Source organism: Pseudomonas sp. FME51, assembly GCF_014897305.1.
The window spans coordinates 175,497-200,878 of sequence record NZ_JABUYN010000006.1 but is presented as its reverse complement, the minus strand read 5'-3'; the positions used below and the strand labels follow the sequence as shown (position 1 = coordinate 200,878).

Below are 25,382 nucleotides of genomic sequence, written 5' to 3'. Positions count from 1 at the left end.
AAAGTAGCCTGACATTTCTAAACCACCTCACCCGTCAAGGAGAATCGGATGACCGCCATTGACATGCCCACCCCGGCGAAGGGCCCGCTGAGCTTACCGGTCTTCCGGGCGCTGTGGATCGCCACAATCATTTCCAACATAGGCACCTGGATGCATGATGTCGGTGCGGGATGGCTGATGACGTCGCTGTCGCCCAGCCCGCTGCTGGTGGCTCTGGTGCAGGCCGCCACGACCTTGCCGATGTTCTTGCTGGCCCTGCCGGCCGGGGCGCTGGCCGACATAGTCGATCGCCGGAAGATGCTGCTGTCCGCACAGGTCCTCGGCCTGGCTGCCGCCGCCGTTCTGGCCTTCCTGACCTTTCAAGGGCTGACCACCCCATGGGTGCTGCTCGCCGCCACCTTTGTTCTCGGCGTGGCGGCGGCGCTCAGCGCGCCGGTATTTCAGGCCATCGTCCCAGAACTGGTCGACAAGGCCACCTTGCCTGATGCGGTGGCGCTCAACAGTCTCGGCGTCAACATCTCTCGCGCCATAGGTCCGGCGCTTGGCGGGGTGATCGTGGCGATAGCCGGCGTTCCAGCGGTCTTCGCGCTGAATGCCGTGTCGGTTTCGGCGGTACTGATCGTGCTTGTCACATGGAAGCGCGCCACGACCGTACACAGCTTGCCGCCCGAACATTTCTTCGGCGCGCTTCGGGCCGGCTATCGCTATGCACGGCATTCTCCGGCGATGCGGCTGGTACTGATCCGCACGCTGGGATTCTTCCTGTTCAGCAGCGCGCTCTGGGCGATGCTGCCGCTGGTGGGCCGTCGCGAATTGGGGCTGGATGCGGCGGGCTACGGCGCGCTTCTCGGCTGCATGGGCACCGGTGCCATTGTTGGTGCATTGCTGCTGAAAAAACTGCGCAAGAAGGTAGCGTCCAACAGGGTCTCGATCTGGGCGACACTGCTGTTCGCGGCCGCGACCCTCGCACTGGCGCTGGCGCCCAATGCCTGGCTGGCCGGGGCAGTGATGTTCGCTGCCGGCGTCGCCTGGATCGGCATGCTGACCTCGCTCAACGTCGCGGCGCAGATGGCCTCGCCCGGTTGGGTCAAGGCCCGGGCGCTCGCAGTCTATCTGCTGGTGCTTCAGGGAGCCATGACCGGTGGCAGTATCCTGTGGGGTACTCTTGCCAGCAACACGGGCGTCGCCGGTGCCCTGATCATCGCGGCCATCGGCCAGACGCTGGCGATCCTGCTGGCCCTGCGTTGGCGGCTGCCGAAGGATTCCACCATCGATCTGGCGCCCTCGAACCATTGGGCCGAGCCGGTCCTCGCTGTCCCGCTTGCCAATGACCGCGGCCCCGTCCTGATCGAAGTCGAATACCGGATCGCCCCGGAACAACAGGCCGCGTTCACCGCTGCCTTGCGCAATTTTCGTGCGACGCGCTATCGCGACGGCGCGATCCGCTGGGATGTCTGGGAGGACGCCGCAGAGCCCGGCCGGGTGGTGGAGGAATTCATCGTCGAAAGCTGGGTCGAGCATCAGCGCCAGCATGCGAGGGTGACCCATAGCGATGCACTGGATCAGGGACTGTTGAACGCGTTTCACATCGGCGATCAACCGCCCGTCGTCCGCCACCTGTTGAGACCCCTTTGACTCTGGACACCGGGGTCGAGCGGATGGTCCGGGAAAGCAAGCAGGAGACACAACATGATTGAAATGGTCATCGAGCAGCGGCGTTGCGGCCTGAAACACCATCTTATGTACGTAGCGCGTCGCTGATTGCCGGCCGTGGGTTATCAGGTCTGTTTTATTCAGGGTGATTGGCTGGTCCCGACGGTATGGGACAAGTTCGAGCGCCACTTCAAGGCCTGCGGCTACGCCTGTTGTGTGCTGTCGCTGCCAGCCCCTGGCGAGCTGGGCTGGTATCAAATCCTGCATGGCGAAGATAATCGATCGTCGCCCCTTGGACGTCTCGTCGACTTCTATGCGGAGCGGATTGCAGCCTTTCCGGCGCCGCCTATACTTATCGGGCATGCAATGGGCGGGTTGATCGTTCAGTTGCTATTGGATCGAGGCTTGGGCGTGGCTGGCATCGCCATTGCTCCCCGGCCGCCGCAGCGCGTCTTCCCTGGCATTCTTTCGCTGCTGTATATCTTCACAGCGAGAACTGAACGACTGGACGGCATGCGCTTTCTACGCCTGACGCCTGCGCAGTTTTCCCGCCGCCTGGGGCATCCGGCATCCAGTGAGACAACCGACCCGCTCTATGAACGGTTTGTTGGTCGAGTCCCGCAAAAACTGATGACAACGGTAGCATTAGGCGTGGGCAGCAGATTACTCTTCAAGCACGAGCGCGGGGCGTTATTGCTGGTTTCCGGTAGTGACGATCATATGATTGCCAGTTCTGTGGTTTTGGCCAACTATTTTTATCAGAGGCAGTCGTTGGCGCCGACAGACTACATCTGCTTTCCCGGCTACGGTCATCTGATTATTACGCAGCCGGGTTGGGAGCAGGTCGCGGACCGCATCCTTGAATGGCTCCAGCAGCAACTGGGCCGGTTTTGATTGCGCCTCCAACTGAATGCCCAATACAACTAAGCGCTGTGGCGCAGGCAGCAGGTACTTTCCTTGCGAACATATGTCACTTTGCTGCTGAGCCTCGTGCTTGGTTGCATCGCGTGTACGAATGTATCGGCGCGCATCTCTGATGACTTGGACCATCGCCGCTGGACCACCAGCGACCAGGGGCCCCGCTCAGTAGGAGCGCTTGCGCAAACTGCTGATGGGTACTTGTGGCTGGGAACGCATGATTCCTTGTATCGCTTCGATGGCTTTGAGTTCGAGAAATTCGTGCCTGCTGACGGTGAGTCGCTGGGCGTGGTCTCGACGCTTCTCAGCACCAGCAAAGGTCTGTGGGTGGGGTTTCGTGCCGGTGGAGCCCGCCTGATCAGCGCAAATGGCGTGTTGCAACCGGTTGATCCGGGCCTTCCGGGCGGGGTGGTATACGACATGGCCGAGGATCAGCAAGGGCATGTATGGGCCGCGACGGATGATGGGCTTGCCCGGCATGAGGGCACGGGTTGGCACCTGGTTGGCAAGGAGGCGGGCTTTGCCGACGGCCATGCCCGAGCGGTGCACGTGGATACAGATGGCTATGTCTGGGCGGCGAGCGAAGAGGAGTTATATACGCTCCCCCCAGGGGCATCTGCGTTCATACAGATCGGCATCAAGAGTCAATCGGTCAGCAAAATAGTATCGTCCCCTGCAGGCGATATCTGGATAACTGATCGTTCCAGGGACCATCTGCTGCGCCTGAAAAAAACAGGTTATGCCGGCATTGAATCTGAAGAGATACCGACTCCACGTACGGTTAGTATCGTTCTTGACGAGCAGGGAGACGCCTGGCTGGGCACGCTGGGCTCCGGCGTGCATCACCTGGCGGCCGGGAAGCGGCCCAAGTCTGCCAAGGATAAGGATGCAGTCAGTTCGTACACCGTTCGCGACGGACTCAGCTCCGATAATGTGTTGGCCCAGCTCATCGATCGCGATGGCACCCTGTGGGTGGGCACGGATGCGGGCCTGGATCGACTCAAGCGTGAAACACTGTCTCCCCTCGCTCTGCCGGTCGGCGCGGGCAATCATGCATTGGCAGTAAGCGGTGATGGTTCCTTGTGGATCGGCTCCGACAATGGTCAGCTGATGGGCCTGAGGGGCGACAGCCGCTCCATGTTTGAGCTGGATATGCCGATCACCACATTGGTAAACAGCCAGCAACACGGCTTGTTGATTGGCGGGTATCAGGGGGTTTTTTCGCTTTCAGACGATGGACCGGTGCGTATCGCAACCTTGCCTGTCGAATCCGCCCGCGAGGCTGCCGTAAGGGCGATGGCTGTAGGAAAGAATGGTGACATATGGGTCTCGGTCAACCGAGCAGGGCTGTTTGTCTGGGCTGATCAGCAATGGCGGCGCACTGAGCCGGTCAGTGATTCCGAGCGGCAGGAGATGCCTGTCAGCGCCTCCCGGGACCTGGCGGGCAGGCTGTGGTTCGGCTACCGGGACAATCTGCTGGTGTCCGTTGATGGGCAGACGGTCTCACGCTGGAGCGAGCAGGAAGGGCTGAACATCGGCCATGTCACGGCGATGCTGCATTTGCCCGGGCGCACCTGGGTAGGTGGCCAGCACGGCTTGGCGTATCTCAAGGATGGACGCTTTCATCCTCTGAAACTGCCGGCTACCGGACCCTTTCAGAATATCTACGGGCTGGTCGCCGTCCCGGCTGAGCAAGACACAGGTGAATCCGGGATGGATATCTGGGTACACAGTCGCGGTGGCATTTTCAAACTGCCTGCAGCGGAGATCGAGCGGGTAATAGCCGGTGGCGACACACTTTTGTACAGCTCGCATGATCATATCGGCCGGCTCCCCATGGATCCATACAAGGTATTGCCGGTACCCACTGCGGTCTACACGCCTGAAGGCTTGCTATGGTTCGCTACCGGAAACGGGATTATCCATGTTGACCCATACCAACCAAGGGGGTTGGCACACCCATCCGCCGTCACGATCAAGTCGCTGACAGCCGATGGAGTGGATGTTGATATTTCCGCCGCGCCCGCTCGGTTATCAGCTGCGCCGGAAAAGCTGATTATTACCTATTCAGCCTTGAATCTCGCCGCACCAGAGACCATGCGCTTTCAATACCGGCTTGAAGGCCATGATTCTGCATGGGTCGACGCTGGGCGCTCCAGGCAAGCGGCTTTTTCACGCCTGCGCCCGGGTGATTACGAGTTCCAGGTCCGTGCGCTTGGCGGGAATGGACATTTCAATCTCCCTGACGCGGCTTTGACTATCAGCATTCCCCAGGTTTTCTATCTGCGCCCAAGATTTCTGTTGATCTTTTCACTAACGTTGCTGGCACTCGTGTTCTGGGTGTCCCGCGTGTATACGCGACGGGAAAAGGCAGCTCTCAGGACCCGCCTGGAAGAGCGCTTTCAGGAGCGCGAACGCATCGCGCGCGAGTTGCATGACACCTTGCTGCAAAGCGTGCAGGGGATGATGCTCAGCTTTCAGGCGGTCGCTGACCGTCTGCCCACGGAGTCCCATGCTCGTCATGCGATGGAGCGCTCGCTGGACCGTGCCGAGCAGGTGATTGCTGAAGGCCGCGACCGGATCATGGGTTTGCGCGGCCAGATGGCTCCGGTGGAAGATCTGGCCGCCGCATTCCAGACGCTGCAGCTGGAGGCCGGCGGTCCGGATTCTACTGCCTACCATGTCAGCAATATGGGTGAGCCGTTGGCGCTGAGGAACGCGGTTCGCGATGCTGTCTATCAGGTGGGCAGGGAAGCGGTTTTCAATTCGCTTCGCCATGCGCAGGCGACGCAGATTTCCGTAACCTTTACATACACTCCGGACAGGTTCGAGATGCTTGTTGCCGATGATGGGGTTGGCATTGATCCGCTTTACCAGCGAATGCGCGGGCGACCTGAGCACGGCGGCTTGAGGGGCATGTATGAACGTGCCGAGAGAATTGACGCAAGGCTGTCGATCAAAAGCAATACTGGAAACGGTACGCGGATCAGCCTGTCACTGCCTGCCTCCGTTGCCTATGAAGGTACCGTCGGCAGTAGAACCCGCTTCAGCAGGGTAGGGTAGCGCTATGGTTGATTACAGAAAACCCATCAGGGTATTGATCGTGGACGACCATCCGCTGATACGCGAGGGTATTACCGCGGTTGTGGGAGGTTTTGAGGACATCAGCGTGGTCGGGGAAGCCTCCAATGGCCTGGAGGCAATCCGGCTATACCGAGCGATGCAACCCGATGTCACCCTCATGGATGTGCAGATGCCGGAGCTCAATGGCATCGGCGCCATCAGCTCCATCATGTCGGAGTTTCCGCAGGCTCGCATCGCGGTACTGACGACGTACCGAGGCGATGTCAGGGCGCTGCAAGCGATCAAGGCGGGGGCGCGCGGCTATCTTTTGAAAAGTACCCTGCGCCATGAGCTCATTGACACCATTCGCGCCCTGGCAGCGGGACAGCGACGCTTTCCTCCGGAGATCGCTGCGGAATTGGCGGCTCACATCGATCAGGATGGTCTGACCAACAGGGAGCTTGATGTATTGCGCCATGTCGCTCATGGCCTGTCAAACAAGGAGACGGCTGTTGCCTTGGCGATCGGCGAAGATACCGTAAAAGGGCATCTTCGAAACATCATGGACAAGCTGGGCGCCAATAATCGGACGCATGCGGTGACTATTGGCATTCAGCGAGGGATTATCGAACTCTCACAATAAGGTAACTGGCGTTCCCCCACTTTAGTGTTGATTCAGGCCACCCCTTTCGGCTCTGTGAGCGGTTCGGCCACAGGATCATCCTGTTCAACCGAGGGTGGCGAGTCAAACGCGTCGCCTGGATCAGACCCTGGCCGAGGAGCATGAGTCATGAACCAGAGTGCGAGCGTACATTTCCCATCAAACAATACCCCGCCTCAACATCCCGAGTGGTTGAAACAGAGCCGGCAAATGCTGGCACTGCTAACGGAGACGGAAAGGGCCATTCATCGTGATCCCGACGTAGCGGCGGCTTATCTTGACCAAGCAATCGCCTTGCTGGCACCCGCCAGTAACAGCGAACCTTCGCAGCGCAGAGCCAGAGGCGGGCTAGCCCGGTGGCAACTCGCGCGTATCGACGAGTTCATAAAACAACACCTCGACCAATGCATTCGAACGTCCGAACTCGCTTCGTTATTGGGGCTGAGCGTCAGTCATTTTTCCCATGCATTCAAACAGACGACAGGGACGACGCCGCTGACCTATGTCGCTGCGAGGCGAGTGGAAGCGGCAGGGCAATATATGCTCTGTTCGGGGCACTCCTTGAGCGATATCGCACTGGTTCACGGTTTTTGCGATCAGTCCCACTTTTGCCGGGTATTCAGGCGGGAAACGGGGCTGTCGCCGCAGACCTGGCGAAAGTTGCATACGACGAATTCCGAGCTGTGAGGCGAAACCTTAATCTTGTTGCCGTCGCCTTTGCCCTGACGGCTCTTTCCTACGGATTGGCTCGTTTTGCCTATGGCTTGCTGCTGCCGCAGATCCGCGCTGATCTTGCGCTGGATGTAACGGAAGCAGGATGGATCGGAGGCAGCGCATTTGCGGCTTATTGTGCTGGTATCGTCTTCTCTTTTTCTTGCAACGGCGGACTCGGGCCTCGCACGATCATGCTGCTGGCAGGGCTGGCCGCGACGCTTGGGATGGGGTGTGTTGTCTTGGCGACGTCGGGACTGTCGTTGGGCTTGGGCATAGCGCTGGCGGGGTTGAGTACAGGCTTGACATCGCCCCCACTCGCCGCTGCTGTATCCATGCAGTTCAGTGAGCAGAATCGGCCTAAAGCCAACGCGATGATCAACGCCGGAACGGCAGTCGGCATTATCCTATCCGGCATGGCGGCCCTGATTGCTGCTGGAGCCTGGCGCGAACTCTATACCCTGTTTGCATTGATTGGTGGTGGGGTAACCGTTTGGCTCTGGTTCGCTGTTCCTCCGGGCAGGATCGGCGAAGGAATAAAAGGTTTCCAGTGGGCCATCCTGAAGAGGTCGGGTCTATTTGCACTGTGCTGCAGTGCCTTTCTTATGGGCCTGTCGAGTACGGCGATATGGACGTTTGGCGCCGATATTCTGCGTAACGAATCTGGCTTTACTGATAGCCATGTTGCCTGGGCCTGGATTGCGCTTGGCGCTGCTGGCATCAGCGGGGGCCTTACCGGCATTTTCACCAACCGATACGGCAAACGGCGAGTCCACAGGTTCGCGCTTTTGGGAATGGCGATAGGAACCCTGGGACTGGCTATGGCGTCAGTTTCCAGCCTGTATGGCTTCGTCGCCATGGGCGTTTTCGGCGCCGCCTATATCGTCTCTACCGGCGCTTACCTCATTCAAGGCATCGATCTTCTTCCAGATCGTCCGGATCTGGGTTTAGGTATTCCTTTTCTTGTTCTTGCACTTGGCCAGACAGCGGGCAACCCACTGTTCGGTGCCACGCTGGCTACAGTTGGTGTTATCAATGCGCTTGTGGTCTTTGCCTCCGCAGCTTTTGTTGCGATTGTGATCTATCCATGAATGACTTCACAAGTGGTCGTGATCATGGTTTCGACGGTTGTCATCAACTTATGAACGGGGCATTTGGCGGCCACTTTTTCGAGCCGATCGAGCTGGTTGGAATCCAATTTACCCTTGAGGCCCAGACCAACCTGTAAATGGTATTTACCAGATCGCTCTTCACTGCTGTCCCGCTCGATGGTTATTTGCACATCTTCCAAAGGGATATCGGCTTTCTCAGCGTACATCAATAAAGTGATTGCCTTGCATGCAGCAAGAGCCGCGTCATAGAGGTCATGGGGATTGGGTCCGCCATCAGAATCCGCATCAAGCCGTGCGTCCGCAATCAGTTCGTGCTGGCCGACCTGGAGCAGTTGACGGAACTTACCTAAATCGCTTTTGGAGAGTTTTATGGACATGGATAGGCTCACAATTTTAGAAGTGTAGGGGAAGACTGCCCAGGACAAGCACGCCCCAATGTGTGAGGGCGTGCTCCTGAAGTCACTTTTGCTGAGCGGTGAAACTCTGCATCAAGTTGGAGTAGTGGGGAAGGTGATTGGCCAGGATCCCGCCAAAGCCCTCGATATCGTTGCGCCAGTCGCGATGCAGCTCACCCGCCACGGCGAACCAGTTGAGCAGTTGAACGCCGGCAGCTTGCATCCTCATCCACGCGCCGTCGCGCGTTACGGAGTTGAAGGTACCCGATGCGTCGGTCACGACGAACACGTCAAAACCTTCTTCGATTGCCGATAGCGCAGGAAACGCCACGCAAACCTCAGTGACAACCCCAGCGATCAGCAGCTGTTTCTTACCTGTTGCTTTCACTGCATTCACGAAGTCGTCGTTGTCCCAGGCGTTTATCTGTCCGGGACGGGCAAAGTAGGGAGCATCTGGAAACGCCGCTTTGATCTCCGGGACCATGGGACCATTCGGGCCTTCTTCGAAGCTGGTGGTCAATATAGTCGGGATATTGAAGAACTTGGCGATATCGGCCAGGGCCAGTACGTTGTTCTTGAACTCATCAGGGGAGAAGTCCCGTACCAGAGAGAGCAGCCCAGCCTGATGGTCAACCATCAGCAGGGCGACATCGTCTTTATCCAAACGCTTATATTCAAGAGCCATTTTTTCTTCTCCATTTCAGTTAAATGTCAGTGCCCTGCACAACCGCGCTTTTACGACTGTTAGAGCTCTGCCTTCGACTGTTACAAAGCGCCGCCACGTTTTATTGGATGACCGTATTGGACTGGGATAATTGTGTGGTCGCCGACACTCAGTCTGGTCCAATGCGCAGAAAATGCCCACATTTCTGCGATTTTCTCTATCGATCTGTCCGTCGGCTTGTGAGAGTCGACCAGCACGGGTCTTATGGTTCAGTTCAGAGTATCTCGTTGAACTCCAGTACATTCAGATCGGGGTCGCGGATGAAGCAGACGTTGCGGCGACCATGGCCCATCATGACCGGACCTTCGCTGATCCTGATATTTTCGCGCGCAAGCCATGCCACCAGCTCATCCATGCTGTCGACGATAAAGGCGGCGTGCGTATAGCCTGGCCGCTTGATCGCGGCGTCCAGCAGAACATTGCCTTCACTTGCCGGTTCGCCGTTGTAAATCAAATGGATACGTAATCCGGTAGGGTGCACGAGTCCGCAGGCTTTAACCGCTGGGGCATATTCCTCGGGATCGCGCACGAAGCCGAGCCTGGCGTAGAAGGCTTCAGCTATCGCCAGATCGGTGACGCGGATGCCGATATGGTCGAGACGTAAATGGTCAAAGTTCATGTTGCTCGCTCCTGATATAGAAGGGCAGATCAGGCGTCCAACCCGGCCCGCGTACGTTGAAAGGGAATGAAGCCGGGCAGCTCTTCGACCTGGCGCAACCAGGCCTGGACTCGCGGATAGCTGGCCAGATCCACATTTCCCTCGGGAGCCCGTGCGGTATAGCTGTACAGCGCGATGTCGGCGAGAGTGGGTTGTGCCGTGCTTGCGAGCCAACGCTGATCTCTCAGAGTCTGCTCCATGACGGCCAATGTCGCGTAGGCGCGCCCGATGACTTCCTCTGCGTTGAAGGGCGCGCCGAATACGGTGATGAGACGCGCAGCGCAGGCACCATAGGCGGTTTTTCCAGCCGCTACCGAGAGCCACCGCTGCACCTGTGCCTCTGCCGCTGGCTCGGTCGGTAACCAATGCGAAGGTCCGACTTTGCGCGCTATATAGACGAGGATCGCCAGCGAATCGGCAATGACGACGCCATCATCATCAAGCACTGGCACTTCGCCGAAGGTATTGAGTGCAAGAAATGCCGGTTGCTTATGCTCGCCGGCAGACAAGTCAATCTCGATCAGCTCGTGGGGTACGCCAGTGAGCGAGAGAAAAAGAGCAGCCCGGTGTGCATGTCCGGATAGTGGGTAATGGTAGAGTTTCATCATGAAGGACCTCCGTATTAACGATGCAGTCATTCTGTCTGTTGATAAGAAGTGAGAGAATCTCTCAGGTTCGCACTTCACTATTGCGAAAACTGATATCAATCCATTGGAGTCAGGGCATGGACAGACTGCGGGCGCTGAGAACCTTTATCAGCGTGGCCGAGCATCAAAGCTTTGCCGAAGCGGGGCGCCGGCTCAACTTGTCGCCCACTACCGTCTCGCGCACGATCGCTGTGCTTGAATCAAACATCGGAGTGCAGCTGTTGCGGCGTACCACCCGCAGCGTGCGGCTGACCGACGAAGGGGCATTGTTCCTGGCACACTGCCGCGCCGGTATTGCCGAGATCGACCAGGCGTTCGATATTGTCCAAGGACTCCGCTCGACGCCGAGCGGAGTTCTGACGGTGACGGCGCCGGTCATGTTCGGTCGCTTGCATATTCAGCCGGTTATCGTCGAACTGTTAAAGCAATATCCCGAACTGCAGATCCGGTTTCTATTGCTCGATCGGGTGGTGAACCTGGTGGAGGAGGGCATTGATGTTGCTGTCCGCATTGCTGACCTGCCTGACAGCTCACTTCATATGCTACGAGTCGGGGAGGTCAGACGTGTGTTCACGGCCAGCCCCGGTTATCTTGCACAACATGGCCGACCGATCTCTTTTTCCGACCTTCGGCAGCATGAAGTGATCAGGGTCGAGGACGAGGCGGGACCCCATCGCGGATGGGGATTGGACGAAATCCGCCGTTTTGGTCGCTCGGCAAGATTCTCGGTCAACAATATGGAAGCAGCCATTTCGGCGGCGGTCTCGGGTTTGGGTGTAATTAGGACAATGTCGTATCAAGTCGCCGATGAGCTCGCCGCAGGCCGGCTCGAGCTCCTGTTGACCGACGATGTCGCGCCGACGCTGCCGATTTCACTGCTCTTTCAAAGCGGGCGCAAGAATCACCCCAATGTGCGGGCTTTCATCGACGCCGCCAAACATCATCTGCGGGAGGCTTCGCTATAAGCGGGGCCTCCTTGCTCCGGTTGCTCGGTCGAGGCTGATCACTCCACCAGGCAATCCACGAAGTGCCGCATGCTCCCATCCTCCTGCAGCATCGGTCGCAACCCATGTATATCGCTTTCAAATCCGGGAAACTGCTGATCCTGGGCGAGGGCGATGCGCAGGTAATCGGTGATCGCGCTGCTGTCATCAGGGAAGCGTTCGCCGGGCATGATCACCGGAATGCCGGGCGGGTAGGGGACGAGCATGACGGCGCTGATGCGGCCGGCGAGGGTGTCGATCGGAACCATTTCCACCTGGCCGCGGACCATCTGTTGCCAGGCGTCGGCGGGGCGGACGACGATCTCGGGCAGTTCGGTGTAGATCTGCCGGAGGACGCGTACCATGCGCTGTTCCTTGTAGAAACGATGCAAATCCTGACAGAGGTCGCGCAGGCCGAGCCCGAGGTAGTGGCCGCTGCGGGCGATGGCCGGCAGGGTCAGTTCCAGTGGGGCGTTGCTGTCGTAAAGGCGTTTGAACTCCTGCAATTCCGAGACCAGGCTGCTCCATTTGCCTTTGGTGATACCCAGTGAAAACAGGATCAGAAAGGAATATAGACCGGTCTTTTCCACCACCAGCCCGCGCTCGGCGAGAAAGCGTGTGACCACGGCAGCGGGGATGCCGCTTTTGGCCAGGCGGCCCTGTTCTTCTACGCCGGGTGTAAGCAGGGTCACCTTGATGGGGTCGAGCAGGGCGTAGTCGTCGGCCATATCGCCAAAACCGTGCCACTCGGCCTGATTATCCAGGGTCCAGTCGCTGGCAACCAGCTCTTCGCTGTCCAGTGCCTGTTCCGGCTCCCAGACATCGAACCACCACTGATCTTCGTCCAGCCGTTCGGCGGTTTGCTGCATGGCGCGGCGGAAGGACAGGGCTTCATCGAGTGTTTCCTGCACCAGCGAGCGGCCCGGTTCGCCGGCCATCATGCCGGTGGCTACGTCGATCGAGGCGATGATGCCGTAATGCGGCGAAGTGGAGGTGTGCATCATGAAGGCTTCGTTGAAGCGCTCCACGTCCAGCTGCTGCTCCACGCTGTTCTCTGCCAGAATGATCGACGCCTGGGATAGCGCCGCCAGCACCTTGTGCGGTGATTGAGTGGCGAACACCAATGGATGTTTGGCGCGGTCGAAGCCGCGCTTGCTGCCCATGCCGTGGCGGCCAGCGTAGAATTCATGAAAGGCAGCGTAGCCGTACCAGGCTTCGTCGAAATGCAGCACTTCGACCGCGTCTTCCAGCTCATCCTTGATCAGCTCGGCGTTGTAGCAGAGTCCGTCATAGGTGGAGTTGGTTAGCACCGCCAGGCGAATGCGGGGCTCCCGGCCCTGCAGCAGCGGATGCTCGGCCAGCCGCTGGCGCAGATTCTGGGGTGAGAACGAATCCAGGCTGATGGGGCCGATGATGCCGTAGTCGTTGCGCGAGCCGGTCAGGTAGAGCGGGATGGCACCGGTCATGGTGATCGCGTGAAGAATGGATTTGTGGCAGTTGCGATCGACCAGAACGACATCGTCGCGGGTGACGAAGGCATGCCAGATGATCTTGTTCGAGGTGGAGGTGCCGTTGATGACATAGAAGCTGTGATCAGCGCCGAAAACACGGGCGGTATTGGCTTCGGCTTCGGCAATCGGGCCGTTGTGATCCAGTAGCGAGCCGAGTCCAGGCACGGATACCGAGAGGTCGGAGCGCAGGGTGTTTTCGCCAAAGAAGTCATGAAAGGCACGGCCCACCGGGCTTTTGCGAAAAGCCACGCCGCCGCCATGACCGGGTGAGTGCCATGAATAGCTGGCGCGGCCGGTATAGTCGAGCAGCGCCTTGAAGAACGGCGGCAGTAGTTGCGACAGATAGGCGCGTGCGGTGCGGGCGATTTGACCGGCGATGAAAGGCATGGTGTCTTCAAACAGATAGATGATGCCGCGCAGCTGGTGCAGGTCGCGCAGGCTGCTCAGCAACTGGTTGTCCAGCGCTTGCGTGGTGCTCAGTGCCATGATCGGCAGTTCAGGCGAGCGTGAATGGGCTGCAGCAAACAGCTTGCGCACCGGCTCCAGCTCATGATCATGGTTGTTCTCGGCACTGAACAGGATGCAGGACAGTCCGCGGTGAGCCTCGGCTACCAGGCGACCCTCGTCGAGTGAGGTGGTGGAAAGAACGTCGAGGCCTTCATGCTTCAATGCATCGAAGAGTTCACTGAGCTGTTGGCCGGCGACATTGCCGCGCCCGCAGTCAGGGTTGATCACCAGGATCGGGAAGTGCAGGTGCTTGAACATGCGGTCTCCAGTTTGAGCTCTGTATGACAGTGTTGTGCCGGGAAGCGCGATTGGCAAGCAGGGCAATGCTATGCTGCATGCCCTGTATTTTTGTCTTGCCGGGAGAGCGAGTGTGAAATGGGATCTGGAAAACCCCTTCGTCTGCGATATTCGGGTGCAGCCGGAGGATATTGATGAGCTGGGCCACGCCAACAATGCCGTTTATGTGCGTTGGTTGGAGCGCTGCGCATGGGAGCATTCCGGTGCATTGGGGCTGGGCCTGCCTGAGTATCAGCAGCTGAATCGGGCCATGGTGGTGATGCGCCATGAGATTGACTACCTGGCAGCAGGCTATCTGGATGACGATCTGCAGATGGGGACCTGGATCGTCAGCTGGGATAGCAAACTGCGTATGACCCGGCAGTTTCAGTTATCCCGCCAGCGTGATGGCGCCACGCTGTTGCGGGCACGCACCACCTTTGCCTGTGTCGAACTCAGCAGCGGACGCCCGCGGCGCATGCCGGTGGAGTTTGTCGAGAAATACGGCGGTGCGATTGTCAGCGCTTAGCGATATTCACATAGATAGGCTGTGTCCTGCTCCACCCGCAGATTGAAGCGGCTGTTGGCCGGGACGATGAAGCGCGTGCCTGCGCCGAACTCTTCCCAGGCGTCGCTGCCGGGGAGCTTCACGGTCAGATTGCCAGTGATGACATGCATGATTTCCGTGCTTCCGGTGCCGAACTCGTACTCGCCGGGTGCCATGACGCCGAGCGTGGCCGGGCCTTCCGGCTGACGAAAGGCGATGGAAGCTACTTTGCCTTCAAAATACTGATTGATATTGAACATCCGGCGACTCCGTGAGCAGGGTAAAAGGGCGCGTATTATGCCTGCCGTTACTTCTGCCAGCCAGCACCGGCGGTTCTGTTTGTAGATGTCGGTGCGCTGGTCGGTGCTATGATTCAGCGATCAGCGATATTTCTGTCAGCATGAATTCAGGAGTGTGTATGGCCAGCGTAGCTTTTGTGGGTCTGGGAGTAATGGGGTATCCGATGGCGGGGCATCTCGTCAGGGCGGGGCACGAGGTTACGGTATACAACCGCACCGAAGACAAGGCTGCCAAATGGGTAGCTGAGCACGGTGGTAAAGCCTGTGCAACGCCAGCGGAAGCGGCCATGGAGCAGGATTTCGTAATGATCTGCGTCGGCAATGATAAGGACCTGCTGGAGGTGGTGAGCGGGCCCGATGGCATACTGGCCGGGGCCCGCAGTGGCACTGTCATTGTCGATCACACCACGGCATCGGCAGGTGTGGCACGGCAGCTGGCGCAGTTGGCAGCAGAGCGCGGCGTGGGTTTTCTGGATGCGCCGGTGTCTGGTGGCCAGGCAGGTGCGGAAAACGGCCAGCTGACGGTTATGGTGGGTGGCGAGGAAGCGGTATTTGATCTGGCTCGTCCGGTGATCAGCTGTTACGCAAAGATGCTCCGCCTGATGGGTGATGTCGGCAGCGGCCAGTTGACCAAGATGGTCAACCAGATCTGCATCGCCGGTGTGGTGCAGGGGCTGGCCGAGGCGTTGAATTTCGCTCAATGTGCCGGTCTGGATGGTGAAGCAGTGGTGTCCGTGATCAGCAAGGGCGCCGCCCAATCGTGGCAGATGGAAAATCGCCACAAGAGTATGCTGGCTGGTGATTATGATTTCGGCTTTGCCGTGGACTGGATGCGCAAGGATCTGGCTATAGTGCTGGACGAATCACGCCGCAATGGTGCGCAACTGCCGGTCACCGCTCTGGTTGATCAGTTCTATGCCGATGTGCAGCAGATGGATGGTGGGCGCTGGGATACGTCAAGTTTGATTGCCAGGCTCGAAAAGGGGAAATAAAATGCAGGGACGCCCGCAATCCGGGCGTCCCTGCATACCGTCAAGAGATGTCGATCGCCCATGAAATGCCGAGAAGGTTGTGGCGCCTGCTGCATTGCACCCTCGATAACGTCGCCCCTGCCGGGCATGCCTCAGGGTAAGCCGGCGGGGGTTGCCTGTATTCACCTTGATGACGCCCGACGTTGCCGGATTTTTGATTCTCCGGAGCGTCCTGCAGTGTGTGCTGGCTTCATGGCGGATGCACAGGTCTGTGGCGGCGATGCAGAGGAGGCCTTGCAGATTCTCACTTGGTGGGAGCAGGCGACAGCCTGTTGATGGCCAGAGTCAGAAAAGCCCGCATTTGCGGGCTTTTCTGACTCGAGCTGCGACTTACTTGCTGGGGTAGTCGCGCTTGGTGTGGCCAGTGTACAGCTGGCGCGGACGACCGATCTTGTACGGACCGCTGATCATCTCGTTCCAATGTGCGATCCAGCCTGGAGTACGGCCGGTGGCAAAGATCACAGTGAACAGCTCGGCGGGAATGCCGATGGCCTTGAGGATGATGCCGGAGTAGAAGTCGACGTTCGGGTACAGATTGCGTTCGATGAAGTAGGGGTCGGTCAGAGCAATTTCTTCCAGCTTCATGGCCAATTCCAGGTGCGGATCGTTGATCCCCAGCTCGCCCAACACCTCGTCGCAGGTCTCTTTCATGACCTTGGCGCGGGGATCGAAGTTCTTATATACGCGATGACCGAAGCCCATCAGCTTGAATGGGTCGTCCTTGTCCTTGGCCTTGGCAATGAACTTATCGATGTTGGATACATCACCGATCTCGTCCAGCATGCGCAGAACGGCTTCGTTGGCGCCGCCGTGGGCGGGTCCCCACAATGCAGCGATACCCGCAGCGATACAGGCGAAGGGGTTGGCACCGGTCGAACCGGCCAGACGAACGGTAGAAGTCGAGGCATTCTGTTCGTGATCAGCGTGCAATACGAAGATCCGGTCCATGGCGCGGGACAGCACCGGGTTGATCGGTTTGATCTCCGCCGGCGTGTTGAACATCATGTGCAGGAAGTTTTCCGAATAGCCCAGCTCGTTGCGCGGATACATCAGCGGCTGGCCCATGGAGTACTTGTAGACCATGGCGGCGATGGTCGGCATCTTGGCGATCAGGCGGATGGCTGAGATTTCGCGATGCTGAGGATCGTTGATGTCCAGCGAGTCGTGGTAGAACGCGGAGAGGGCACCCACTACGCCACACATGATTGCCATCGGGTGGCCGTCACGACGGAAACCATTGAGGAAGGTTTTCAGTTGGTCGTGAACCATGGTGTGGTTCTTGATGGTGCTGTCGAACTTCTGCTTCTCTTCTGCGGTGGGCAGTTCGCCCTTGAGCAGCAGATAACAGGTTTCAAGGAAATCAGACTTTTCCGCCAGCTGCTCAATCGGGTAGCCCCGATGCAAGAGAACGCCTTTGTCGCCATCAATGAAGGTGATCTTGGATTCGCAGGACGAGGTCGCCATGAAACCGGGGTCGAATGTGAAGACGCCTTCAGCTGTCAGGCCGCGAACATCTATGACGTCTGGACCCAAAGTGCCCGAATAGACAGGCAGATCGATGGGGGCAGCGCCCTCGATGATCAACTGCGCTTTTTTGTCAGCCATTGATGGCCTCCTGTTTTGCTGTATCGAAAGTGTGACCCCCCACGCAGGGCCCGCATCACTATAAGGTCAAAAACCCGTTTGTCAATTCTACCGATAGACTTTACGAATCGACTTTATGCAAAGGTTCCATTGACAAAGTGCGATGCGCGCATTTGCCGCACTGGTGAGGTTGGAGCGCCGCTCCGGGGCTGGGTAGCAGGGCTTTCGCCGATTGTAATCAGGCGACCAAGTCACTATACTCCTTGACCGGCAAAGTGACCCATTTCGGCTTCTTCCTTGAGGCTGCGCCGCGCGTCATTTGGGTGTGATCCACACCTTCCTATAACCAGCCCTGACCACAGGGCCATGAGTGTGAAGATAGCCGTGAATAGCAAAAGACCTGTCAATCTAGATCTCAGGACAATCAAGCTTCCTGTTACCGCCTATACGTCTATTGCTCACCGGATTTCGGGGATCATTCTGTTCATCGCCATTGCAGGCCTGCTTTGGATGTTGGACACATCATTGAGTTCCGAAAACGGTTTTGAGCAAGTAAAGGCATGCCTGCAAAATCCATTCGCCAAGCTGGTGCTCTGGGGTGTTATGTCTGCCCTGTTGTATCACCTGGTAGCGGGTATTCGCCACCTGGTGATGGATGCGGGTGTAGGTGAAGGGCTGGAGAGCGGTCAGCTGGGCGCCAAGCTGCTGATTGTCATCGCCGTCATTCTGATTGTTCTGCTGGGAGTATGGATATGGTAACCAACGTCACCAACCTGTCGCGTAGCGGCCTGTATGACTGGATGGCGCAGCGCGTATCTGCCGTTCTGCTGGCGGTTTACACGATTTTTCTGCTTGGTTACCTGATTCTCAATCCGGGCCTGACCTACGCTGACTGGAGTGCGCTGTTCAGCAACAATGCCATGCGCATCTTCAGTTTGCTCACGCTGGTTGCGCTGAGCGTTCACTCCTGGGTCGGCATGTGGACCATTTCCACCGATTACCTCACGCCCATGGCCTTTGGCAAAGCCGCCACTGTGCTGCGCTTCCTGTTCCAGGTGGTTTGCGGTCTGGCGATGTTCGTCCTGTTCGTCTGGGGCATACAGATTCTTTGGGGTCTTTAAATAATGTCTAACATGCGTACTTTGACTTTTGACGCCATCATCATTGGTGGTGGTGGTGCCGGTATGCGCGCAGCGCTGCAACTGGCTCAGGGCGGTCATAAGACTGCCGTTGTAACCAAGGTGTTCCCGACCCGTTCGCACACAGTATCCGCCCAAGGCGGCATCACCTGTGCCATCGCCTCGGCTGACCCGAATGATGACTGGCGCTGGCACATGTATGACACCGTCAAGGGCTCCGACTACATCGGTGACCAGGACGCGATCGAATACATGTGTTCCGTAGGTCCCGAAGCGGTGTTCGAGCTCGAGCACATGGGCCTGCCGTTCTCCCGTACCGAGCAGGGCCGCATCTACCAGCGTCCGTTCGGTGGTCAGTCCAAAGGGCCGGATAACCCGACTCAGGCTGCCCGCACCTGCGCAGCTGCCGACCGTACCGGTCACGCTCTGCTGCACACCTTGTATCAGGCCAACCTCAAGCACAACACCACCTTCCTCAACGAGTGGTATGCGGTTGATCTGGTCAAGAACCAGGACGGCGCTTTCACGGGTGTCATTGCCATCTGCATTGAAACCGGTGAAACCGCTTACATCCGTGCCAAGGCCACTGTGCTGGCAACAGGTGGTGCAGGACGTATCTACTCCTCCACGACTAACGCACTGATCAACACCGGCGACGGTGTCGGCATGGCGCTGCGCGCTGGCGTGCCGGTGCAGGATATCGAAATGTGGCAATTCCACCCGACCGGTATCGCCGGCGCAGGTGTACTGGTCACCGAAGGCTGCCGTGGTGAAGGTGGATACCTGATCAACAAGCATGGCGAGCGTTTCATGGAGCGCTATGCGCCTAACGCCAAGGACCTTGCCGGTCGTGACGTTGTGGCCCGTTCCATGGTCAAGGAAATCCTGGCCGGTAACGGTTGCGGTCCCGACGGCGACCACGTGTTGCTGAAGCTTGATCACCTTGGTGAGGAAGTGCTGCACAGTCGTTTGCCTGGTATCTGCGAGCTATCCAAGACCTTCGCCCACGTCGATCCGGTGACTGCGCCAGTACCGGTTGTGCCGACCTGCCACTACATGATGGGTGGGGTTGCCACCAATATTCATGGCCAGGCTATTACCCAGGACGCTGAAGGTAACGACAAGATCATCGACGGTCTGTTCGCTGTTGGCGAAGTCGCCTGCGTATCCGTACACGGTGCCAACCGTCTGGGCGGCAACTCACTGCTCGACCTGGTGGTGTTCGGTCGTGCCGCTGGTCTGCACCTGGAAAGCGCACTGAAGGAAGGTATCGAGCACCGTGGCGCTTCCGAGTCGGATATCGAGGCCTCTCTGGCTCGCCTGTCCGGTCTTAATGAGCGCTCTACCGGTGAAGATGTTGCGCCGCTGCGTAAAGAGCTGCAGAGCTGCATGCAGAACTACTTCGGTGTATTCCGTACTGGTGAATACATGCAGAAGGGTATTGCTGAGCTGGCGGCATTGCGTGAGCGTATTGCCAACGTCAAGATCGGTGACAAGAGCCAGGCGTTCAATACCGCACGGATCGAAGCGCTGGAACTGCAGAACCTGCTGGAAGTGGCCGAAGCTACCGCCATCGCTGCTGAAGCGCGGAAGGAAAGCCGTGGTGCCCACGCTCGTGAAGACTACGAAGAGCGTGATGACGAAAACTGGCTGTGCCACAGCATGTACCACCCGCAGACCAAGCAGCTGACCAAGCGCGCGGTCAACTTCGCGCCGAAGACTGTTCCGGTGTTTGAACCTAAAGTCCGCACATATTAAGGGGATCCGATATGTTGCAAGTCAGTATCTATCGTTACAACCCTGAGCGCGATAACGCGCCCTACATGCAGGACTTCCAGATCGACACCGACGGCAAGGACCTGATGGTTCTTGATGTGTTGGAGTTGGCCAAGGAGCAGGACGTGGGCCTGGGATACCGTCGTGCCTGTCGCGAAGGTGTCTGTGGTTCGGACGGCATGAACATCAATGGCAAGAACGGCCTCGCTTGTATCACTCCACTGTCCAGTGTAGTGAAGAAAAACAAGCTGGTGCTGCGTCCGTTGCCGGGTTTGCCGGTAATCCGTGACTTGGTCGTCGATATGAGCATCTTCTACAAGCAGTACGAGAAGGTTCAGCCATATTTGCAGAACGACACGCCGGCGCCGGCCATCGAGCGCCTGCAGTCGCCCGAGGAGCGGGAAAAACTGGACGGCCTGTACGAGTGTATTCTCTGTGCATGCTGTTCGACATCCTGCCCTTCGTTCTGGTGGAATCCGGACAAGTTCATCGGTCCCGCGGGTTTATTGCAAGCTTACCGCTTCCTCGCGGATAGCCGTGACACCGAGACCGAGAACCGTCTGGCGGCACTGGATGATCCGTTCAGCGTATTCCGCTGCCGTGGCATCATGAACTGCGTGAACGTCTGCCCTAAAGGTCTCAACCCGACCCGGGCGATCGGACATATCCGCAACATGCTGCTGCAAAGTGGAACCTGAGTCGATCTCTGCACTACAGTAAGCCTGAGCCGGCTTCTGAGTAGGAGCCGGCCAGTAAAGAATTCAGACCGACGCTCACAAAGCGGCGGTCAGATGTACCTAAACCAACAGGGGCAACGGGTAACACCCGAACTATCTGTCGGGGCCGGCAATATTCCGGTTTCGCGGAATGTGACAGAGCAGAGCGACTGGCAGGGACAATGCCGAATGCTCATCTGGCTGTTCTGCACGGAAGGCAATTTCATTGCCTATTAATGGTCTTTGCGCCAGGTGGTGTCCCCTTATAGAGGGTGACCTAGCATGCCAGACAGCGAAATGCAGCAGCTGTGGAGTACCTCTCACCTGTCGGGTGGGAGTGCCTCCTATGTTGAAGAGCTTTATGAGCTCTATCTGCACGATCCCAACGGTGTTGCCGAGGAATGGCGCAGCTACTTCGATAAGCTGCCCCAGATCAACGGTTTCACTGGATCGGACATTTCCCATTCCACTATTCGTGAGCACTTTCTGTCGCTCGCTCAGAGCACCCGTCGCCCGCAGGCAGCAAGCGGTGGCCAGGTCAGCAGCGAACGTGACAAGAAGCAGGTCGGCGTTCTGCGTCTGATCCAGGCTTACCGGATGCGCGGCCACCAAGCGTCCAACCTCGATCCGCTGGGGTTGTGGGAACGGGAAGAGATTGCTGATCTGACATTGGCCGAGTATGGCCTGACCGATGCCGACCTGGATACGGTGTTCCGTACCGGTGAGCTGAACATCGGCAAGGAAGAAGCTCCCCTTCGCGAAATTCTTGAAACGCTGAAATCGACCTACTGCGGTACCTTCGGTGCTGAATACATGCACATCGTTGATTCCAGTCAGCGCAGCTGGTTCCAGCAGCGCCTGGAAGGTGTGCGTGGTAAGCCGCAACACTCGGTGGAGAGCAAACGTCATCTGCTCGAGCGTCTGACCGCGGCCGAAGGCCTGGAAAAGTACCTTGGTACCAAGTATCCCGGCACCAAGCGCTTTGGCGTGGAAGGTGGCGAGAGCCTGATTCCCATGCTCGACGAGATCATCCAGCGCTCCGGTTCTTACGGCGTCAGTGAAGTCGTACTGGGCATGGCTCACCGTGGTCGTCTCAACGTACTGGTCAATACCCTGGGCAAGAATCCGCGTGAGCTGTTCGACGAGTTCGAAGGCAAGAAGATGATTGACCTCGGCTCCGGTGACGTGAAATACCACCAGGGCTTCTCGTCCAACGTCATGACCTCCGGCGGTGAAGTCCACCTGGCACTGTCATTCAACCCCTCGCACCTGGAGATTGTCTCTCCGGTAGTTGAAGGTTCGGTGCGTGCTCGCCAGGATCGTCGCAAAGACGCCACCGGCGACAAGGTGCTGCCGATCAGTATGCACGGCGATGCGGCTTTCGCCGGTCAGGGTGTGGTCATGGAGACATTCCAGATGTCCCAGACCCGTGCTTACAAGACCGGTGGCACTGTACATATCGTGATCAACAACCAGGTCGGCTTCACCACCAACCGCCAGGATGACGCCCGTTCCACCGAATATTGCACCGACATCGCCAAGATGATTCAGGCGCCGATCTTCCATGTGAATGGTGATGATCCGGAAGCTGTGCTATTCGTGACCCAGCTGGCCGTTGACTATCGCATGCAGTTCAAGCGTGACGTGGTGATCGACCTCGTCTGCTATCGTCGTCGCGGACACAACGAAGCGGATGAGCCCTCCGGTACTCAGCCGCGCATGTACGCCGTCATCGCCAAGCATCCTACCACCCGTGAAATCTACGCCAAGCGCCTGGTCGAAGAAGCAGTGCTGGATACTGATGGAGTACAGGAGCGGATCGAGGAATACCGTACTGCGCTGGATAACGGTGACCACGTAGTGAAAAGTCTGGTCAAGGAACCGGACACCGGATCCTTCGTCGACTGGACTCCCTATCTGGGCCACCAGTGGACAGCACGCCACGATACCCGTTTTGATCTGAAAACCCTGCAGGAATTGGCCGCCCGCATGAACACCCTGCCAGATGGCCTGGTGGTGCAGCGGCAGGTCGGCAAGATTGTCGAGGACCGCAGCAAGATGGCTGCCGGTGGTCTGGCGATCAACTGGGGTTTTGCCGAGACCATGGCGTACGCCACGCTGCTGCACGAAAATCACCCGGTGCGTATCACCGGTCAGGATGTCGGCCGCGGCACGTTTTCTCACCGCCATGCGGTGCTACACAACCAGAAGGAGCAGGGTGCCTACATCCCGCTGGCGAATCTGAGCGAAAGCCAGCCGCGTTTCGATATCTATGATTCGCTGCTGTCTGAAGAGGCGGTACTGGCATTCGAGTACGGCTACGCTACCACCATGCCTAACGCGCTGGTCGTGTGGGAAGCTCAGTTCGGTGATTTCGCCAACGGTGCCCAGGTGGTAATCGATCAGTTCATCACCAGTGGTGAGCATAAGTGGGGTCGCCTGTGTGGCCTGACTATGCTGCTGCCACACGGTTATGAAGGTCAGGGCCCTGAGCATTCATCTGCCCGTCTGGAACGTTTCCTGCAGTTGTGCGCTGAGCAGAATATTCAGGTCTGCGTACCGACGACGCCGGCACAGATCTACCATCTGTTGCGCCGTCAGGTGATCCGCCCGCTGCGCAAGCCGCTGGTGGTGCTGACACCGAAATCACTGCTGCGTCATAAACTGGCAATCTCGACACTGGAAGATCTGGCTGAAGGGTCCTTCCAGACCGTGATTCCGGAAGCGGATGCCATCGATCCGGCGAAGGTCGATCGGGTGGTCATGTGCAGCGGTAAGGTGTACTACGACTTGTTGGAAAAACGCCGCGCGGATGGTACCGAGAACGTCGCCATTGTCCGTATCGAACAGCTGTATCCGTTCCCTGAAGATGATCTGGCCGAGGTGCTGGCACCTTACGCCGGATTGAAGAAAGTCGTTTGGTGTCAGGAAGAGCCCATGAACCAAGGGGCCTGGTATTGCAGCCAGCACCATATGCGCCGTGTTCTGGCGGAACACAGCGTCAGCAATCTGTATCTGGACTACGCTGGACGAGAGGCTTCTGCGGCACCTGCCGGCGGCTACCCCTCCGTACATGCGGAAGAACAGGCGAAACTCCTGCAGGATGCGCTCTACGCGTGAGCCTCTGCATAACACAGTTTATTTAAGGATCGACAATGGCTATTGAAATCAAGGCCCCGACATTTCCCGAGTCCATCGCGGACGGTACTGTTGCAACTTGGCACAAACAACCCGGCGACGCAGTCAAGCGTGATGAGCTGATCGTTGATATCGAAACCGACAAAGTGGTTCTCGAAGTGTTGGCCGAAGCCGATGGCGTATTGGGTGACATCGTCAAGGGCGAAGGCGAAACCGTGCTCAGCGCTGAGTTGCTGGGTACATTGAATGACGGCGCCACCGCGGCCCCCAAATCCGAAGCGGCAGCACCTGCCGCCGGGGCACCTGCTGCCGCAGCGCCCGCCGCTGGTGAAAGCGCAGGCGATGATCAGTTGCTGAATCCGGCTGCCCGCAAGCTGGCCGAGGAAAGTGGTCTGAACCTGGCTGAGCTCAAGGGCACCGGCAAGGGTGGTCGCGTCACCAAGGAAGACGTGCTCAATGCCATCGAAGCGAAGAAATCCGCTCCGGCGGCGGCCGCTGCACCGGCCGCCAAGCCCGCCGCTGCTGTTGCTTCCAGCGTGGTACTGAGCGAAGGTGACCGCGTCGAGAAGCGCGTCCCCATGACCCGCCTGCGCGCTCGCATCGCCGAGCGTCTGGTCGATGCGCAGTCGAGCATGGCCATGTTGACCACGTACAATGAAATCGACATGAAACCGATCATGGACCTGCGCAAGAAATATAAGGACCTGTTCGAGAAGAAGCACAACGGCGTCCGCCTGGGCTTCATGTCGTTCTTCGTCAAGGCTGCTACCGAGGCGTTGAAGCGCTTCCCTGCGGTCAACGCCTCGATCGACGGCAAGGACGTTGTGTATCACGGTTATCAGGATATCGGCGTTGCCGTTTCCAGTGACCGCGGCCTGGTGGTTCCGGTACTGCGTAACACCGAGTTCATGAGCCTGGCACAAATTGAAGGCACTATTGGCGAGTACGGCCGCAAGGCACGTGACGGCAAATTGTCCATGGAAGAAATGACTGGCGGCACCTTCACCATTTCCAATGGTGGTGTATTCGGTTCGCTGCTGTCTTCACCGATCGTCAACCCGCCGCAAGCGGCCATTCTGGGCATGCACAAGATCCAGGAGCGTCCGATGGCTGTAAACGGGCAGGTGGTAGTGCTGCCGATGATGTATCTGGCGCTGTCCTATGACCACCGTCTGATCGACGGCAAGGAAGCGGTCAGCTTCCTGGTTGCGATCAAGGAACTGCTGGAAGATCCGGCGCGCATGTTGCTGGACATCTGATCCCGGCGGCAGTCACAGGTTTCAATGCTTCAAGCGGCATGCTGTCGGCGGTATCCCCATCGGCAGCTTTAAGC

23 protein-coding genes are annotated in these 25,382 nt (G+C 58.2%); 16 read left to right on the top strand and 7 right to left on the bottom strand.

Going from position 1 to position 25,382, the window contains the following annotated elements; all coding sequences use genetic code 11:
• The first annotated feature begins 48 nt into the window (after nucleotides 1–48).
• From INT39_RS12800 to INT39_RS12775, 6 genes are all read left to right on the top strand, one after another.
• Nucleotides 49–1,635 carry an MFS transporter gene (locus INT39_RS12800; RefSeq protein ID WP_193074311.1) on the top strand — a complete coding sequence of 529 codons (1,587 nt, stop codon included), beginning with the start codon at nucleotides 49–51 and terminating at the stop codon, nucleotides 1,633–1,635.
• 135 nt (nucleotides 1,636–1,770) lie between these two features.
• Complete coding sequence (locus tag INT39_RS12795) at nucleotides 1,771–2,547, top strand: alpha/beta hydrolase (RefSeq protein WP_193074310.1); 777 nt, start codon at nucleotides 1,771–1,773, stop codon at nucleotides 2,545–2,547.
• 63 nt (nucleotides 2,548–2,610) lie between these two features.
• A complete protein-coding gene (locus INT39_RS12790) occupies nucleotides 2,611–5,634 on the top strand; it encodes a two-component regulator propeller domain-containing protein (protein ID WP_193074309.1) in 3,024 nt (1,007 codons plus the stop codon).
• A gap of 4 nt (nucleotides 5,635–5,638) precedes the next feature.
• Nucleotides 5,639–6,277 carry a response regulator gene (locus INT39_RS12785; protein WP_036992547.1) on the top strand — a complete coding sequence of 213 codons (639 nt, stop codon included), beginning with the start codon at nucleotides 5,639–5,641 and terminating at the stop codon, nucleotides 6,275–6,277.
• A 147-nt stretch (nucleotides 6,278–6,424) separates the two neighbouring features.
• Nucleotides 6,425–6,982, top strand: coding sequence for a helix-turn-helix domain-containing protein (locus tag INT39_RS12780; RefSeq protein WP_193074308.1), 558 nt, complete (start codon nucleotides 6,425–6,427; stop codon nucleotides 6,980–6,982).
• Nucleotides 6,979–8,097, top strand: a complete 1,119-nt coding sequence (locus INT39_RS12775; protein ID WP_193074307.1) for an MFS transporter — start codon at nucleotides 6,979–6,981, stop codon at nucleotides 8,095–8,097. Before INT39_RS12780 ends, INT39_RS12775 begins: the two co-directional genes overlap by 4 nt.
• Here INT39_RS12775 and INT39_RS12770 read toward each other — a convergent pair.
• The 4 genes from INT39_RS12770 to INT39_RS12755 all read right to left on the bottom strand — a co-directional run bounded on the left by INT39_RS12770 (nucleotide 8,088) and on the right by INT39_RS12755 (nucleotide 10,500).
• The gene (locus INT39_RS12770) at nucleotides 8,088–8,495 is read right to left on the bottom strand and encodes an OsmC family protein (protein WP_193074306.1); all 408 of its coding nucleotides are present in this window, start codon (nucleotides 8,493–8,495) and stop codon (nucleotides 8,088–8,090) included. The two genes, INT39_RS12775 and INT39_RS12770, sit on opposite strands and share 10 nt — an antisense overlap.
• Before the next feature lie 82 nt (nucleotides 8,496–8,577).
• A complete protein-coding gene (ycaC, locus tag INT39_RS12765; RefSeq protein WP_193074305.1) occupies nucleotides 8,578–9,198 on the bottom strand; it encodes an isochorismate family cysteine hydrolase YcaC in 621 nt (206 codons plus the stop codon).
• Between the two features lie 253 nt (nucleotides 9,199–9,451).
• The gene (locus INT39_RS12760) at nucleotides 9,452–9,856 is read right to left on the bottom strand and encodes a VOC family protein (protein WP_193074304.1); all 405 of its coding nucleotides are present in this window, start codon (nucleotides 9,854–9,856) and stop codon (nucleotides 9,452–9,454) included.
• A gap of 29 nt (nucleotides 9,857–9,885) precedes the next feature.
• Nucleotides 9,886–10,500 carry a glutathione S-transferase family protein gene (locus INT39_RS12755; protein ID WP_193074397.1) on the bottom strand — a complete coding sequence of 205 codons (615 nt, stop codon included), beginning with the start codon at nucleotides 10,498–10,500 and terminating at the stop codon, nucleotides 9,886–9,888.
• Between the two features lie 119 nt (nucleotides 10,501–10,619).
• Between INT39_RS12755 and INT39_RS12750 the strand changes: the two genes are divergently transcribed.
• Nucleotides 10,620–11,507, top strand: coding sequence for a LysR family transcriptional regulator (locus INT39_RS12750; RefSeq protein ID WP_193074303.1), 888 nt, complete (start codon nucleotides 10,620–10,622; stop codon nucleotides 11,505–11,507).
• A gap of 38 nt (nucleotides 11,508–11,545) precedes the next feature.
• On the opposite strand, the gene INT39_RS12745 is transcribed toward INT39_RS12750, so the two are convergent.
• On the bottom strand, nucleotides 11,546–13,801 hold the full coding sequence (locus tag INT39_RS12745) for an Orn/Lys/Arg decarboxylase N-terminal domain-containing protein (protein ID WP_193074302.1): 2,256 nt from the start codon (nucleotides 13,799–13,801) through the stop codon (nucleotides 11,546–11,548).
• A gap of 112 nt (nucleotides 13,802–13,913) precedes the next feature.
• Between INT39_RS12745 and INT39_RS12740 the strand changes: the two genes are divergently transcribed.
• Entirely contained in the window at nucleotides 13,914–14,348 is a 435-nt protein-coding gene (locus tag INT39_RS12740; RefSeq protein ID WP_193074301.1) for an acyl-CoA thioesterase, read from the top strand.
• Here INT39_RS12740 and INT39_RS12735 read toward each other — a convergent pair.
• The gene (locus tag INT39_RS12735) at nucleotides 14,345–14,626 is read right to left on the bottom strand and encodes a pyrimidine/purine nucleoside phosphorylase (protein ID WP_193074300.1); all 282 of its coding nucleotides are present in this window, start codon (nucleotides 14,624–14,626) and stop codon (nucleotides 14,345–14,347) included. The two genes, INT39_RS12740 and INT39_RS12735, sit on opposite strands and share 4 nt — an antisense overlap.
• Nucleotides 14,627–14,784: 158 nt before the next feature.
• Here INT39_RS12735 and INT39_RS12730 point away from each other — a divergent pair, with 158 nt between their 5' ends.
• A complete protein-coding gene (locus INT39_RS12730) occupies nucleotides 14,785–15,657 on the top strand; it encodes an NAD(P)-dependent oxidoreductase (protein ID WP_193074299.1) in 873 nt (290 codons plus the stop codon).
• Between the two features lie 60 nt (nucleotides 15,658–15,717).
• Entirely contained in the window at nucleotides 15,718–15,972 is a 255-nt protein-coding gene (locus INT39_RS12725; protein ID WP_193074298.1) for a YkgJ family cysteine cluster protein, read from the top strand.
• 54 nt (nucleotides 15,973–16,026) lie between these two features.
• On the opposite strand, the gene gltA is transcribed toward INT39_RS12725, so the two are convergent.
• Nucleotides 16,027–17,301, bottom strand: coding sequence for a citrate synthase (gene gltA / locus INT39_RS12720; RefSeq protein ID WP_193074297.1), 1,275 nt, complete (start codon nucleotides 17,299–17,301; stop codon nucleotides 16,027–16,029).
• A 351-nt stretch (nucleotides 17,302–17,652) separates the two neighbouring features.
• On the opposite strand from gltA, the gene sdhC reads away from it, so the two are divergent.
• From sdhC to odhB, 6 genes are all read left to right on the top strand, one after another.
• Nucleotides 17,653–18,039, top strand: coding sequence for a succinate dehydrogenase, cytochrome b556 subunit (gene sdhC, locus INT39_RS12715; RefSeq protein WP_193074396.1), 387 nt, complete (start codon nucleotides 17,653–17,655; stop codon nucleotides 18,037–18,039).
• The gene (gene sdhD / locus INT39_RS12710; protein ID WP_193074296.1) at nucleotides 18,033–18,401 is read left to right on the top strand and encodes a succinate dehydrogenase, hydrophobic membrane anchor protein; all 369 of its coding nucleotides are present in this window, start codon (nucleotides 18,033–18,035) and stop codon (nucleotides 18,399–18,401) included. Before sdhC ends, sdhD begins: the two co-directional genes overlap by 7 nt.
• Before the next feature lie 3 nt (nucleotides 18,402–18,404).
• Nucleotides 18,405–20,177: a succinate dehydrogenase flavoprotein subunit gene (sdhA, locus tag INT39_RS12705; RefSeq protein WP_193074295.1), complete on the top strand. Its 1,773-nt coding sequence runs from the start codon at nucleotides 18,405–18,407 to the stop codon at nucleotides 20,175–20,177.
• A gap of 11 nt (nucleotides 20,178–20,188) precedes the next feature.
• Nucleotides 20,189–20,893 carry a succinate dehydrogenase iron-sulfur subunit gene (locus tag INT39_RS12700; protein WP_193074294.1) on the top strand — a complete coding sequence of 235 codons (705 nt, stop codon included), beginning with the start codon at nucleotides 20,189–20,191 and terminating at the stop codon, nucleotides 20,891–20,893.
• A gap of 300 nt (nucleotides 20,894–21,193) precedes the next feature.
• Complete coding sequence (locus tag INT39_RS12695; RefSeq protein WP_193074293.1) at nucleotides 21,194–24,031, top strand: 2-oxoglutarate dehydrogenase E1 component; 2,838 nt, start codon at nucleotides 21,194–21,196, stop codon at nucleotides 24,029–24,031.
• Between the two features lie 35 nt (nucleotides 24,032–24,066).
• Nucleotides 24,067–25,308, top strand: coding sequence for a 2-oxoglutarate dehydrogenase complex dihydrolipoyllysine-residue succinyltransferase (gene odhB / locus INT39_RS12690; RefSeq protein WP_193074292.1), 1,242 nt, complete (start codon nucleotides 24,067–24,069; stop codon nucleotides 25,306–25,308).
• The last annotated feature ends 74 nt before the right edge of the window (nucleotides 25,309–25,382 follow it).

Coding starts and splice junctions, on each gene's coding strand:
- INT39_RS12800 (WP_193074311.1), top strand. CDS start 49: ATGACCGCCATTGACATGCCCACCCCGGCGAAGGGCCCGCTGAGCTTA.
- INT39_RS12700 (WP_193074294.1), top strand. CDS start 20,189: ATGTTGCAAGTCAGTATCTATCGTTACAACCCTGAGCGCGATAACGCG.
- gltA (WP_193074297.1), bottom strand. CDS start 17,301: ATGGCTGACAAAAAAGCGCAGTTGATCATCGAGGGCGCTGCCCCCATC.
- sdhD (WP_193074296.1), top strand. CDS start 18,033: ATGGTAACCAACGTCACCAACCTGTCGCGTAGCGGCCTGTATGACTGG.
- INT39_RS12760 (WP_193074304.1), bottom strand. CDS start 9,856: ATGAACTTTGACCATTTACGTCTCGACCATATCGGCATCCGCGTCACC.
- INT39_RS12780 (WP_193074308.1), top strand. CDS start 6,425: ATGAACCAGAGTGCGAGCGTACATTTCCCATCAAACAATACCCCGCCT.
- INT39_RS12725 (WP_193074298.1), top strand. CDS start 15,718: ATGAAATGCCGAGAAGGTTGTGGCGCCTGCTGCATTGCACCCTCGATA.
- INT39_RS12755 (WP_193074397.1), bottom strand. CDS start 10,500: ATGAAACTCTACCATTACCCACTATCCGGACATGCACACCGGGCTGCT.
- odhB (WP_193074292.1), top strand. CDS start 24,067: ATGGCTATTGAAATCAAGGCCCCGACATTTCCCGAGTCCATCGCGGAC.
- INT39_RS12730 (WP_193074299.1), top strand. CDS start 14,785: ATGGCCAGCGTAGCTTTTGTGGGTCTGGGAGTAATGGGGTATCCGATG.
- INT39_RS12785 (WP_036992547.1), top strand. CDS start 5,639: ATGGTTGATTACAGAAAACCCATCAGGGTATTGATCGTGGACGACCAT.
- INT39_RS12745 (WP_193074302.1), bottom strand. CDS start 13,801: ATGTTCAAGCACCTGCACTTCCCGATCCTGGTGATCAACCCTGACTGC.
- INT39_RS12770 (WP_193074306.1), bottom strand. CDS start 8,495: ATGTCCATAAAACTCTCCAAAAGCGATTTAGGTAAGTTCCGTCAACTG.
- ycaC (WP_193074305.1), bottom strand. CDS start 9,198: ATGGCTCTTGAATATAAGCGTTTGGATAAAGACGATGTCGCCCTGCTG.
- INT39_RS12735 (WP_193074300.1), bottom strand. CDS start 14,626: ATGTTCAATATCAATCAGTATTTTGAAGGCAAAGTAGCTTCCATCGCC.
- INT39_RS12695 (WP_193074293.1), top strand. CDS start 21,194: ATGCCAGACAGCGAAATGCAGCAGCTGTGGAGTACCTCTCACCTGTCG.
- INT39_RS12750 (WP_193074303.1), top strand. CDS start 10,620: ATGGACAGACTGCGGGCGCTGAGAACCTTTATCAGCGTGGCCGAGCAT.
- sdhA (WP_193074295.1), top strand. CDS start 18,405: ATGTCTAACATGCGTACTTTGACTTTTGACGCCATCATCATTGGTGGT.